General features: G+C 28.4%; 12 protein-coding genes. All 12 read left to right on the plus strand.

Annotation, left to right across the window (positions count from 1 at the left end):
* Window positions 1-4 precede the first annotated feature (4 nt).
* The 12 genes from VJY38_RS03875 to VJY38_RS03930 all read left to right on the plus strand — a co-directional run bounded on the left by VJY38_RS03875 (window position 5) and on the right by VJY38_RS03930 (window position 13,168).
* A complete protein-coding gene (locus VJY38_RS03875) occupies window positions 5-1,396 on the plus strand; it encodes an SGNH/GDSL hydrolase family protein (RefSeq protein WP_353679353.1) in 1,392 nt (463 codons plus the stop codon).
* 11 nt (window positions 1,397-1,407) lie between these two features.
* Window positions 1,408-3,141, plus strand: coding sequence for an AMP-binding protein (locus VJY38_RS03880; protein ID WP_353679354.1), 1,734 nt, complete (start codon window positions 1,408-1,410; stop codon window positions 3,139-3,141).
* Window positions 3,141-3,374 carry an acyl carrier protein gene (locus VJY38_RS03885; RefSeq protein ID WP_353679355.1) on the plus strand — a complete coding sequence of 78 codons (234 nt, stop codon included), beginning with the start codon at window positions 3,141-3,143 and terminating at the stop codon, window positions 3,372-3,374. Before VJY38_RS03880 ends, VJY38_RS03885 begins: the two co-directional genes overlap by 1 nt.
* Before the next feature lie 12 nt (window positions 3,375-3,386).
* Window positions 3,387-4,886, plus strand: coding sequence for an MBOAT family O-acyltransferase (locus tag VJY38_RS03890; protein WP_353679356.1), 1,500 nt, complete (start codon window positions 3,387-3,389; stop codon window positions 4,884-4,886).
* Between the two features lie 193 nt (window positions 4,887-5,079).
* On the plus strand, window positions 5,080-5,484 hold the full coding sequence (locus VJY38_RS03895; protein WP_353679357.1) for an STAS domain-containing protein: 405 nt from the start codon (window positions 5,080-5,082) through the stop codon (window positions 5,482-5,484).
* A complete protein-coding gene (locus VJY38_RS03900) occupies window positions 5,481-5,852 on the plus strand; it encodes an STAS domain-containing protein (RefSeq protein WP_353679358.1) in 372 nt (123 codons plus the stop codon). Before VJY38_RS03895 ends, VJY38_RS03900 begins: the two co-directional genes overlap by 4 nt.
* On the plus strand, window positions 5,842-6,264 hold the full coding sequence (locus VJY38_RS03905; protein ID WP_353679359.1) for an ATP-binding protein: 423 nt from the start codon (window positions 5,842-5,844) through the stop codon (window positions 6,262-6,264). Before VJY38_RS03900 ends, VJY38_RS03905 begins: the two co-directional genes overlap by 11 nt.
* The gene (locus VJY38_RS03910) at window positions 6,243-6,833 is read left to right on the plus strand and encodes a hypothetical protein (RefSeq protein WP_353679360.1); all 591 of its coding nucleotides are present in this window, start codon (window positions 6,243-6,245) and stop codon (window positions 6,831-6,833) included. Before VJY38_RS03905 ends, VJY38_RS03910 begins: the two co-directional genes overlap by 22 nt.
* Before the next feature lie 6 nt (window positions 6,834-6,839).
* Entirely contained in the window at window positions 6,840-8,441 is a 1,602-nt protein-coding gene (locus VJY38_RS03915) for an ATP-binding protein (protein WP_353679361.1), read from the plus strand.
* Window positions 8,416-8,847, plus strand: coding sequence for a response regulator (locus VJY38_RS03920; protein ID WP_353679362.1), 432 nt, complete (start codon window positions 8,416-8,418; stop codon window positions 8,845-8,847). Before VJY38_RS03915 ends, VJY38_RS03920 begins: the two co-directional genes overlap by 26 nt.
* A gap of 23 nt (window positions 8,848-8,870) precedes the next feature.
* Window positions 8,871-10,817: a response regulator gene (locus VJY38_RS03925; RefSeq protein ID WP_353679363.1), complete on the plus strand. Its 1,947-nt coding sequence runs from the start codon at window positions 8,871-8,873 to the stop codon at window positions 10,815-10,817.
* Between the two features lie 8 nt (window positions 10,818-10,825).
* Window positions 10,826-13,168, plus strand: coding sequence for a hybrid sensor histidine kinase/response regulator (locus tag VJY38_RS03930; protein WP_353679364.1), 2,343 nt, complete (start codon window positions 10,826-10,828; stop codon window positions 13,166-13,168).
* The last annotated feature ends 83 nt before the right edge of the window (window positions 13,169-13,251 follow it).

The following is a 13,251-nucleotide window of genomic DNA, read 5'->3' on the forward strand; positions in this document are numbered from 1 at the left end:
CAAAATGAATAATGAAAATAAAATTAAAGAACCTTTAATCGTTATTGGATTAACCATCATTATTTTGTATGCCATTTCCTTTATTAAAATTGATTATGAAATTGCTGGCTTTAAAATTAAAACAGTAGACATTTTTTCTGATATTAAAAAAGAAAATTCTGATAATAGTTTTCTAAAAAAAGAATTTAAATACCATCAACCTTTAAAAGCAGATTTATTGATTGGTAACTCACTAAGCTACTTAATTAACTTTTTCAAATCTTTTTATATATCAAATGATATTTTAGCAATACAGGGACAAAAAACTAAAATTACTGGAAACACTCAACAACTCTCCTATTTTTTTGATGCATTAAAAAACATAAAATCAAAACCTGTAAGAATAGCACATTATGGCGATTCAATTATTGAAGGTGATTTAATTTCAGCAGATATACGCGAAGCTCTTCAAAAAAAATATGGTGGGAATGCTGTTGGATGGCTTGGTATTGTATCACAGGATATTACATTTAGAACTACAACAAAACATACATACTCAGATAACTGGGAAAGTGCATCAATTTACACAAACAATCCTAAAAAATTACCATTTGGAATTAGTGGTGAAGTAGCCATTCCAAAAGGCAATTCATGGGTACAATACGAAACAACAAAAATTAGAAAATCGCTTAAAGATTTTTCAATTGTTAAACTTTACTATTCTCACGCAAAAAGTTCCCAGATCTTTTATTCATTTGATGGGAAACCAAAACAATCTGCACAATTAAAAACTGGCACAAACATTCAAGAATTAATTCTTAAACCAGAAGGCAAAGCTCAATCCATAAGAATCGAATTTCCTGTTGCTGAACAAGCATATGTTTATGGTGTTAGTCTCGAAAATGAATCGGGAATTTTTGTAGATAATTTTCCACTCAGAGGAAACTCTGGAGTTGATATAAATCAAATTTCACCTGCAGTTATGAAAGATTTTTCTAAGTATCGTGATTATAATTTAATAATACTAGAATTTGGTTTGAACATTTTAGGTTCATTAACTAAAGATTATAATTGGTATGAAAGAGAAATGACAAAAGTTATTAATCTCTTCAAGTCAACATATCCTAAAGCAAGTATAATAATGATTAGTGTACACGATAAAGCAATGAAGAGAGGTTCAAATTTTGTAACTGATCCTGCTGTGTTAAAATTACTCGAAGCACAAAAAAATATAGCAATGAAAAATAATATTGCATTCTGGAATATGTTCGAAGCTATGGGAGGAGAAAATTCAATGTCTAAATGGGTTAATTCAAATCCACCTTTAGCATATAAAGATTATGTTCATTTCAATGACCTGGGGGCAGCTAAAATAGCACAACTCTTTATTGAATCACTAATGAATGAATACAAATAAAGTATAAATATATGACTGATTTTTATTTCAATATCGAAGAAGCAAATACACTCTGGAAAAGATGGGAATTAAATTCCGAAAGAAATCCTGAGCGTGAAGCCATTATTCACTGGGTAGCCGGTCAAGAACCTTATCGCTGGACATATCATAATTTAATTCAAACAGCAAAAAAATTTTCGCAGGAACTATTAAAGCTTGGAATTAAACCAGGTGAAGTTTGTGCAATCATCATTCGACATAATCCATTGTTCTATCCTCTCTATCTTGGTATTTCAAGAATAGGTGCATTGCCTGCAATTTTAGCTTATCCAAATCCTCGACTTCATCCCGAAAAATTCAGACAGGGACTTGAAGGAATGTCACAACGTTCTGGACTCGATTATATTTTAACAGAAAAAGAACTCGATCCAATGATTCGACCATTAATAGAAAATCCCAAAAGCACAATTAAAGCAGTTCATTTCCCGCTTGAATGGGATTTATCAAATTCATTAGATGAAAAACTTGAAGAAGAGATTAAAGGAATTATAAATCAAATTAAACCAGAAGATCCTGCGTTTCTTCAACACTCATCTGGAACAACAGGGTTACAAAAGCCTGTTGTGCTTTCACATCGAGCTGTACTAAATCATGTATTAAATTTAGGAAAAGCTTTTAAACTTTCTGAAAATGATAAAGCCTGTAGCTGGCTACCTCTTTATCACGATTTTGGATTAATAGCTGCCTTTCATATTCCTCTTGCTTATGGAATTACAACTGTTCAACTTAATCCTTTTGAATGGGTTTTAGCTCCAGTAATCTTGCTTGAAGCAATTACAAAAGAAAAAGCAACAATGTCATTCTTACCAAATTTTGCTTACAATGTTTTAGCAGATAAAATTGATGAAGAAGAATTGGAAGGAATTGATCTTTCGAGTTTAAGAATTATTGTAAATGCAGCTGAACCTATTCGTCACGATAGCCATGAAAAATTTGTAAAAAGATTTCAGAAATATGGATTTAATCCTCTTGCACTCGCTTGTCTTTACGGAATGGCAGAAGCTACACTTGGAGTAACAGTTACAGAGCCAGGTAAACCAATTACAGAATTAGCTGTAGATAGAAATGAGTTATCGAAAGGAATAGTAAAATTTGCAGACAATAATTCTGTAGTAAGAATATGTGTTTCATCAGGAAAATTAATTGATGGATGTCAGGCAAGAATTGTTGATGACAATAGAAATGATATTCCCGATGGATTTGTTGGCGAAGTTGCTGTAAAATCTATTTCTCAATTTGATGGCTATAGAAACTATCCAGAAAAAACTGCAGAAGTTGTTCAAGATGGCTGGTATTTTACAGGAGATTATGGATTTAGATATAATGATGAGTATTTTATTATTGGAAGAAAAAAAGATATTATAATTGTAGCTGGAAAAAATATTTATCCAGAAGATATTGAAGACGCAGTCAATTATGTCGAAGGAGTAATACCGGGAAGAGTAATTGCTTTTGGTGAAGAAGATCCAGACTTAGGAACGGAATTCGTAAGTGTTGTTGCAGAAACAAATGCTCAAACAGACGAAGAAAAGAACAAAATTAGAATGAATATTTTAAAAGCCGGTATGAGTATTGACATTGCTATTCATAAAGTTTATTTAGTTCCACCAAGATGGTTAATTAAAAGTTCATCTGGTAAACCGAGCCGCAAAACAAACAAAGAAAGATTATTAAGCAAAACAGATCCACAAGTTTGGAGTAGATAATGATTTCACCAGAATTAAAACAGGTAATATTAAAACAACTTAACCTCGATGATTTCGATATTAAAGATGAAACCACTGCACCAGAAGTTCCGGGATGGGATTCACTAAATCACATTAATATTATTCTTGCAATCGAAGAACATTTCAAAGTTAAATTCAAAAGTTATGAATTGCTTCGCTTAAGATGCGTTGGCGATTTACAAAAACTTCTTGATTCTAAATTAGGTAAATAATATTGATTAATTATGCTGTTTAATTTTGACCTCTATAAAATTTACGAACAATTAAAATTTATTCCTGACTCTCCTCTTATTTTCAGTACAAGCTTATTCCTAATTCTCTTTTTCTTCTTTCTTCTTATCTATAATCTTTTTATAAAAAATAAAACTCTAAGACTTGCCTGGTTAATCCTTTTCTCATTTTATTTTTATTATAAATCTGCAGGATATTATGCTGGAATTCTTATTGTTTCTGCTGCAGTAAATTTTCTATCTGGTAAATGGATTGCATCAACAGAAAAATTTTCTCTGAAAAAATTATATCTTCTTCTGGCTTTAATTATTAATCTTGGAATTCTTAGTTACTTCAAATACACCAATTTTATTTTACAAATATTTCATGATATAACTAATTCGCAATTTGAACCTCTTGATATTTTTCTTCCAATCGGAATTTCTTTCTACACATTTAAATCTCTAAACTATGTTTTTGATATTTACTTTGATACATTAAAACCTACAAACAGTTTTAGAGATTTTTGTGTTTATGTATTTTTCTTCCCAAATATATTGGCTGGACCAATCGATCGTGCTTCTGATTTCTTACCACAAATAGATAAAGAACCATTTATTTCAAAAGAAGATCTCGGCAGAGCAATATTTCTAATAATTCTTGGTTTATTTAAAAAAGTAGTAATTGCAGATTATATAAGTATCAATTTTGTTGATCGTGTTTTTGATTTCCCATTGAGATATACTGGCATAGAAAACCTTCTCGCTATTTATGGATATGTTCTTCAAGTCTATTGTGATTTTTCTGGTTACTCCGATATGGCAATTGGAATTTCATTAATGTTTGGTTTCAGATTAATGGAAAACTTCAACTATCCATTTAAAGCAACAAGTATTGCTAACTTCTGGCGTAGATGGCACATTTCACTTTCAAAGTGGTTACTTGATTATTTATTCAGACCTCTTCAAATGAAATACAGAAACTTAAGAGTTTATGGAAATATGATTGGTATCTTTATTACTTTTTTGATTTGTGGTTTATGGCATGGTGCAGGCTGGAATTACATCTACTGGGGTGCTATGCATGGATTTATGATGTCTTTTGCACTTCTAATTCAAAAACCAAAAACAAAATTTTATAATTTACTAAAGATTAATAACACTAAATTTCTCACCATCATTCAAACAATTATTACCTTTCATCTTGTTGCAATTTCATTTATGATTTTTAGAAGTAGCGATATTCAAACTGTATTTGATATGTTCTCACAAATATTTACATTCTTTCATGGTGAAGTATTCATCCAGTTTATTGAAAGATTGCCATTAATCTCTGGTTTAATTTTCCTGGGTTATTTATTCCACTTTATGCCATCAAAATTAGAGAACATGATTATAAATCAATTTGCAAAAACTCCCGCTATCGGGAAAATCATAATTCTGGTAATTGCTATCTGGATTGCTGCACAATTTAAAACTGCAGATATTCAACCATTCATTTATTTCCAATTCTGATTTAGTGGAATTATAAACTACGAAGTCATTGGCATTTAAGCATCATCTAAACATAAATATTCCTGCAAATCTTTTTTCATTCTCATCTATATTTAAGTAAACTAAAGTCACACTGTGAATATTTTAGATTGTAATTATTTTTACAATTATTTATGTTGTATTAAAAATAAAACAATAAACTTTCGGGGGCTTTATGGCAGAAAAAAATAATGAAATAATGAATATTCCAATCTCTATTATATGGGAAGGAATTCTCTTCTGCCCTATCTGGGGAATTCTTGATTCTCAAAGAACACAGCTTATAATGGATGCGGTGCTTGATAAAATTGAGTCGACTCAATCAAAAGTATTAATCATAGACATAATTGGTGTTGTTACTGTTGATAGTGCTGTAGCCAATCACTTAATTAAAATAACAAAAGCCACAAAATTAATGGGCTGCGAAAGTGTAATATCAGGTATTTCACCTTCAGTAGCACAAACAATAGTAAATCTGGGCATTGATTTAAGTGGTATAATTACAAAATCAACTATCAAAGAAGCTCTTGATTTTGCATTCAAAAAGCTAAACTTAAAAATTATATCTGACCAAAAATGATAACACAAAAAAAATTGATTACAAGTAATGTAATTAACAATTATTTAAATGTAACATTACCTAATGTAATAACTGATGATCAATATGAAATAATTAAAAAAGAAATTCTTGAAAAAACTGCATCAATGAATATTAAAGGTGTAATATTAGATGTATCTGCAACTAATTTTATCGACTTGAGTATGCTACACTTATTTAAAAATATTATTGATGCGATTAAAGTTCTGGGTAAAAAAGGGATAGTGATTGGTATGAATTCATCTTCAGTCTCTGCACTTGTTCATTTAATTGATGAAGATCTAAATATTCCAATTGCTACGTGTTTTGATGAAGCTGTTCTAATTATTAATCAAGATTATGAAAATTAAAAGAAAAAAGATATTCAACATTAAAATTAACAATGATAATTCGTACCAGGAAGTTATTCAAGAAACATTAAAATATTGTTTAAAACTTGGATTTAAAAAAAAGTATAGCAACGAATGTGCAATTATTTCAGCTGAATTAGCTACCAATATTATTAAATATGCATCTTTTGGCGAAATAACATTAAATAAAATTACAAAGGGAAAAGAGAAGGGCATCGAAATAATTGCAAAAGATAAAGGTCCTGGCATTGAAAATACAGAATTAGCATTGCAACAAGGGTATTCTACAGGAAAAAGTCTTGGTATTGGTTTACCAGGAGTAAAAAGAATGGTTGATGAATTTGTCATTAAATCAATATTAAACAAAGGAACAACAGTTAAAATTATAAAATGGGAAAAGTCAAATCACTAATTGATTACTATTTTATAATCAAACCACATCCTGAAATGAATGTAAGCGGTGACACATGTATTATCTTAAATAATAAAGAAGGATTATTTTTTTCATTAATTGACATAGCAGGACATGGAAAACGAGCTTATGAACAAGCCGAGTTTTGTAAAGATTTTATAACAAAAAACTACGATGATAATATCATTGAATTAATAGAGCAAATTCATTTAAAAGCTAAGAACCATTTCGAACTTGTTGGCTTTTTCATGAAATTAATCAAACATGAAAAAAGAATAAATTATATTAATATCGGTAACATAAAGGTAAAAATTTTTAATAATAATAAAATTCATTTAAATAACACCGAAGGAATAATTGGCTACATTTTACCAAAACTTACATTAAACGAATTCAATTTTACTGATCATAAGATTCTTATTGCATGCACTGATGGGATTCACAGCTTCTTTGAGTTCAATCCAGTGATTTTTAATAATAATTATTCTTCAAAAGATATTTGTAATTATGTAATAAATAAATATTACAAAAATACTGATGATGCAGCTTGCCTTGCGATTAAAATATAATGAAAAATGAAACTGATAGAATTAAATATTGATAGTAACTATTCAATAATTGATGCACGTGAAAAATTCTTTGTTCTACTAACTGACTTAGGATTTTCTGTTAAAAAAGCAGCAAAAATTTGTGTCGTAATTTCTGAGATTACACGCAGTATTTACAAAAAATATATTAATAAAAAATTAATCATAACATTAGAAGATATTAATAATTTCTATTCTTTAAATATCCAGTTCCCAAAATGTTTTGACATGGAAAAACTTAATTATTTCTTTGATGATTCAAGGATTATTAAAAAAAATAATAATGAATATCAGATTGCTTCCCTTTTGATTGATAAACATAAAATCCCATCCTTAAAAAAGTTTGTTGATTCAGAAAAAGAAAAATTAATGTACATTATAAGTGCTAATAATGTAGATGAACTAAAGAGAATAATTGAAGAAAAAACATCTGAGATTATTTATTCTTCAAAACTATTAGACTCAATTTTAAATAACATGGGCGAAGGAGTCTATGTAGTTGATATGAATTCAAACGCAATTTATGTTAACAATACCTGTCTTGAACTATTAGGATATGACGAAAATGAATTAATAAGTAATAATATGCACCTATTAATTCACCATCATAAAAAAGATTTATCTGAATATCCTGCTGAAGAATGTCCAATATTAAAATCCATTCAAAATAAAAATTCTATTTTAGTTTCAAATGAAGTTTTCTGGAGAAAAGATGGCACTTGTTTCTCTGTAGAATATAATGCTACACCTTTAATTGCAGAAAACAAAGTACTGGGAGGTGTAATTATTTTCAGAGATATTTCTGAAAGAATAAAAGCAGAAGAAGCCATAAAAAAATTAAATGAGGAACTTGAACAAAAAGTAATAGAAAGAACTCAAAAGCTACTCGAAGCTAATAAAGAATTAGAATCTTTCAGCTACTCTATATCACACGATTTAAGAGCACCACTACGACATATTATTGGATTTATTGAACTGCTATCAAAAAAATATACTTTTGAAGATAAAGCTGCTCAATATTTTAATATTATTACTACAACTGCAAAACGAATGTCTCAATTAATTGAAGACTTATTAAATTTTTCAAGAATTGGTAGAGCATCACTTAAATTAACTGAAGTTGATTTGAATGAGATTCTTCGATCATTATTAACATTTTTTAAAGATGATATTGAAAAAAGAAACATTCAAATTAACATACAAACATTACCAAGAATTTATGCTGATTACATTTTAATACAGCAAGTCTGGCAGAATTTAATTTCAAATGCAATAAAATATACAAGCAAATGCAGTAATCCGTGCATTAATATTGGTTTTAAAAAGAATAAAAATTTTTATACTTTTTACATAGAAGATAATGGTATTGGCTTCGATATGAAATACATTGATAAATTATTTAATGTATTTCAAAGACTCCACATTGACGAGGAATTTGAGGGAACAGGAATTGGACTCGCCATTACAAAAAAAATAATTGAAAAACATGGCGGAAAAATTTGGGCAGAAGCCAAAATTAACGAAGGTGCTAAATTTTATTTTACATTACCAATAGAATACATTAATGAAAAAAACAATCTTAATAATTGACGATAACCCAAACGATACCTTCTTAATGCTCGAAGCTTTAGATGAAATTACAAAAAAGTATGAAGTAAAAATATTCAATGACAGCGAAAAGGCTCTCGAGTATCTAAATTCAAAAAATTCCAATGAGAATTTTATAATACCATCCCTTATTCTGCTTGATGTCAAAATGCCAAAAATAAATGGATTTGAAATTCTAAAAACAATTAAATCAAATAATGCACTTAAGTTTATTCCTGTTGTAATGTTTTCATCATCAAAAGAAAAATCAGATTTAGAAAAATGTTACATGCTGGGTGCAAATGCTTTTGTTGTTAAACCAACAAACTTTGATGAATTTATTAATACATTAAAATCTATTGGAAATTTCTGGCTTGAAATAAATGAACTTCCACTCTCTTACAATTAATCAATTTTATAACGAGGGTAGAGATGGAAAATAAAATTAAAATTCTTCTTCTTGAAGATGATGACAATGATGCCTTACTAATAGAAAACATATTAACAACAAGTGACTTGAATGTAGAAATAATAAGAGCAAAGAACAAAGAATCATATCTCGAATTACTTGATAAATTAGATTTTAATATAGTTATAAGTGATTACACAGTTCCACATTTCGAAGGTATAAAAGCATTAGTAGAATTAAAGAAAAGGAATAAAAATATACCTTTCATATTTTGCTCGGGAACTATTAACGAAGAAAAAGCTATTCAATGCCTCCAACTTGGTGCAATGGATTATGTTTTAAAAGATAAAATTGAAAAACTTATCCCTGCAGTTAAACGAGCAATAAAACTAGTAACCGAAACACTCGAAAAAGAAAAATTAGAAAAAGAACTCATTCAATTCAAAAGAGCAGTAGAAAATGTGCACGAAGTAATTTTTTATACTAATCCTGATGGGATAATACTGTATGCTAATAAAGCTTTTGAAGATATTTATGGCTGGAAAATTGAAGAAGTAATTAATAAAACAACACCAAGAATTTTGAAAAGTGGCTTATACGACAAAAATTTTTATTCAGAGTTCTGGAATAATATAAAATCCAAAGACCACTTCGTAATTGAAATGATTAATAGAACTAAAAAAGGAGATTTAATAGAAATAAAGAATATGATAAGTTCTATATACGATGCTAATAACAAATTAATAGGATTTATCTCAATTCAATCAAATATTTCAGAAAGAAAAAAGAAAGAACGAGAACTCCAGAGAGCTAAAGAAGCAGCTGAGGAGATGAATAAAATAAAATCATATTTCCTTTCTAATATTAATCACGAGCTCAGAACACCTTTAATATCAATATTAGGATTTTCAGAAGAACTTATGAATGAAATTACAGAACCCGAATTAAAAGAATATGCAAAATATATACACGAAGCCGGTCAAAGATTAAATCAAACTCTGAATAATATTCTTTCGCTGGTCGAACTCGAGAAAAAAAGAATAGAAATAAAATATGAAAGCATCAATTTAACTGAATTACTGAAGGATTTAATAAATCAATATTCTAAAGAAGCAGAAAAAAAAGGATTAAAATTTATTACAAAGTTTGAATCTCATAAAATTTCAATTCATTCTGATTATGAAATAACAAAAAAAGTTTTATCAATAATCCTCGACAACTCAATTAAATTTACAAACGAAGGTGGTATTTTATTAAGTGTAAGAACAGAAAAAATTAACAGCTTCACTCATCCAGTAATTAATATTGTAGATACTGGTATTGGTATTCAGTCAGAAAAGATAGAACATATATTTGAACCATTTAGACAGGTTAGCGAAGGACTAACTAGAACTTATGAAGGACTTGGAATTGGACTCACCATTGCAAAACAACTTCTTGATTTAATAGGTGTAGAAATTAAAATACAAAGTCAGTTAAATAAAGGAACTATGATAACACTTATTTTCCCGACAGTAGCTAAAGAAGAAGAAATAAAATCAGAAGTCGAAAAAAGAAAAATTACTATAGTTGAAGAGCCATATGAAAAAAAATCAACCAACCCGGAAATTTTATTAGTTGAAGATAATCCTGGCAATAGAATGTTATTTAAAAAGTATTTATCCGAGTACTTTATTGTAGATGAAGCAATAGATGGACTCGAAGCTATTGCAAAAGCCGAACTTAAGTCATACGATTTGATTCTCATGGATATTCATTTAGGATCAGGTATTGATGGAGTAGAAGCTTTTAAAAGAATCAAATCATTTCCTAAATATAAAAACACTCCAGTTATTGCAATTACAGCTTATGGTATGACAGATGATCGAGAAAAATTTATTGATGCTGGCTTTACAGATTATCTTAAAAAACCAATAATGAGAACCGAGCTTATAGAAACTATATATAAATACACATACAAAAACAATTAAGAACTTTTATGGAAACTAAAGTACTCTACATTGAACACAATATACTCGATTATGAATATTTAAAAGAATCCCTTAAAAATAATGCAACCCATATTAAATTATTTCATACTCCTCTTTCTAAACAAGGCATAGAATTACTAACGAAAGAAAAATATGATTTATTACTGGTTGACCTAACTATGCCTGATATGAACGCTATCGATGTGATTAAGAATTGTAAAAGCAACAATATAGATATACCAATAATTGTAATAACAGGTTTTGGTAAAGAAGAAGATGCCGTAGAGGCTTTAAAAGCTGGAGCTTATGATTATGTTACTAAAAAAGATAACTATGCATTAAGACTCCCTCAGACTATTGAAAATGCTATAAAAACACATCAGCAGGAATTATTAAATAAAAAATTAATTGAAGAACTTAAAGCTAAAAACGAAGAATTAAATAAACTTTTAAACGAAGAAATAAGATTAAAAAAGTTATTAAGAAAAAAACTAAATCTAAGTGATGAAAGATTTAAAATACTAACAAATACAAGTCCTTCCTCAGTTTTTATTTATAAAGGTGAACATTTTATTTATACAAACGATAAATGCAGCGAACTAACCGAATATTCACGTGAAGAATTACTAAAAATTAAATTCTGGGATTTGGTTCATCCAGAAGAAAAAGAACTTGTAAAACAAAGAGGCTTAGCTCGATTAAAAGGAGAATCAATTCCACAATCTTATGAATTCAGAATTGTTACTAAAAGCGGAAAAGTAAAATGGATTCACTTTACAGCAGGTTTTCTGCATGAATTTGAAGAAGGTGCTGTGATTGCTACAGCAACCGATATAACTGAATTAAAAAATACCATTAATGAATTAAATGAAAGTAAAGAAAGATATAAATCTCTTATTGAAGGAATTAATGAAGTAATTTACAGGATAAAACCAGAAGCTAATTCCGAAGAAGTTAAAATTGATTTCGTAAGTCCACAAGTTTTAAATATTATTGGACTAAGCAGTGATGAGTTAATGAAAAGACCCATTTCATGGTTCGAAGCTGTTATTGATGAAGATAAAGAAATTATTAAAAATTTTTATAATGAATTTTATAACAACAAAAAAACTGTTAGCTATTGTTATAGAATTAAAAACTATTCAACCAATACTATTCACTGGATAGAAGATAAGTTAATGCCTAAACTTGATGAGCAAGGTAATTTAATAGAAGGTTTAGGTATTATACGTGATATCACAGAAAAGATTTCTTATGAAGAAGAAAGGAACAAATTAATTCAAGCTATAGAACAAAGTTCAACAATAATAATAATGACTGATCTGGAAGGCAAAATAATATTTGCAAATAAAAAATTATTCACTACAACAGGTTATAATAAAGATGAAATTCTTGGTAGCAACTTTATACAATTAATAAAAATAAAATCTGATACTGATATTTGCGACTACTGGAAAAAACTACCAGATATAAAAAATTGGGAAGGTGAATTAAAATGCTTGAAGAAAAATGGGGATTTTTTCTGGTCTTATATAGTAATTTCTCCTGTATATAACACAAAGAATCAAATAGTAAATTTTATTATTGTTATTGATGATATTACAGAACGGAAAAAAATTCTTGAAGATTTAATTTTAGCTAAGAATAAAGCAGAAGAAGCAGATAAGTTGAAATCTAACTTTCTGGCACAAATCTCTCACGAAATAAGAACACCATTAAATGCTATAATGAGTTATACCGAACTTATACGAGATGAAGTTTGTAGTGAGAAAAAAGAAGAATATTCAGAGATATTTGATGGCATCGCTAATGCAGGTTCAAGAATAATTAGAACAATTGATATGATATTAAATGCTTCGGAACTTCAAGCAGGTGCTTATGAAATGATTATTAAACCTGTCGATTTATTTAATGATGTTATTTTAAAAGCTTACAAAGAAGTAAAATTAAAAGCAGATAGCAAAAAATTAGATTTAAGAGTTAAAAAACTAACCGATCACACAACAGTAAATTGCGATGAATATTCTGTTTATCAAACACTGATAAACTTAGTTGATAATGCAATTAAATATACTAAAACTGGTTTTGTAGAAATAAGATTACTAAGAGCACAAAAAAATAATTTACAAATTGAAGTGGAAGACAGTGGCATTGGAATTAATGAATCTTTTCTACAAAATATATTCGAACCTTTTACACAGGAAGAATCTGGTTATACAAGAAGATTTGATGGTACAGGACTTGGCTTATCTCTTGTCAAAAAATATTGTGAATTAAATAATATCGAAATTAATGTGAAGAGCAAAAAGAATATTGGAACAACATTTACATTAACTTTTCTAAACAGTTGATATTTTTATATTATTGCTACAGAATCTACAATTATAATTTTTAGAAGAATTTTAATAACTTTGACTTAACAAAAACACACTAT

The organism is Rosettibacter firmus, assembly GCF_036860695.1.
GTDB classification, from domain to species: Bacteria; Bacteroidota; Ignavibacteria; order Ignavibacteriales; family Melioribacteraceae; genus Rosettibacter; species Rosettibacter firmus.

Excerpts from the sequence above, each read along its gene's own strand:
- VJY38_RS03875 (WP_353679353.1), top strand. The coding sequence starts at position 5 with ATGAATAATGAAAATAAAATTAAAGAACCTTTAATCGTTATTGGATTA.
- VJY38_RS03880 (WP_353679354.1), top strand. The coding sequence starts at position 1,408 with ATGACTGATTTTTATTTCAATATCGAAGAAGCAAATACACTCTGGAAA.
- VJY38_RS03885 (WP_353679355.1), top strand. The coding sequence starts at position 3,141 with ATGATTTCACCAGAATTAAAACAGGTAATATTAAAACAACTTAACCTC.
- VJY38_RS03890 (WP_353679356.1), top strand. The coding sequence starts at position 3,387 with ATGCTGTTTAATTTTGACCTCTATAAAATTTACGAACAATTAAAATTT.
- VJY38_RS03895 (WP_353679357.1), top strand. The coding sequence starts at position 5,080 with ATGGCAGAAAAAAATAATGAAATAATGAATATTCCAATCTCTATTATA.
- VJY38_RS03900 (WP_353679358.1), top strand. The coding sequence starts at position 5,481 with ATGATAACACAAAAAAAATTGATTACAAGTAATGTAATTAACAATTAT.
- VJY38_RS03905 (WP_353679359.1), top strand. The coding sequence starts at position 5,842 with ATGAAAATTAAAAGAAAAAAGATATTCAACATTAAAATTAACAATGAT.
- VJY38_RS03910 (WP_353679360.1), top strand. The coding sequence starts at position 6,243 with ATGGGAAAAGTCAAATCACTAATTGATTACTATTTTATAATCAAACCA.
- VJY38_RS03915 (WP_353679361.1), top strand. The coding sequence starts at position 6,840 with ATGAAACTGATAGAATTAAATATTGATAGTAACTATTCAATAATTGAT.
- VJY38_RS03920 (WP_353679362.1), top strand. The coding sequence starts at position 8,416 with ATGAAAAAAACAATCTTAATAATTGACGATAACCCAAACGATACCTTC.
- VJY38_RS03925 (WP_353679363.1), top strand. The coding sequence starts at position 8,871 with ATGGAAAATAAAATTAAAATTCTTCTTCTTGAAGATGATGACAATGAT.
- VJY38_RS03930 (WP_353679364.1), top strand. The coding sequence starts at position 10,826 with ATGGAAACTAAAGTACTCTACATTGAACACAATATACTCGATTATGAA.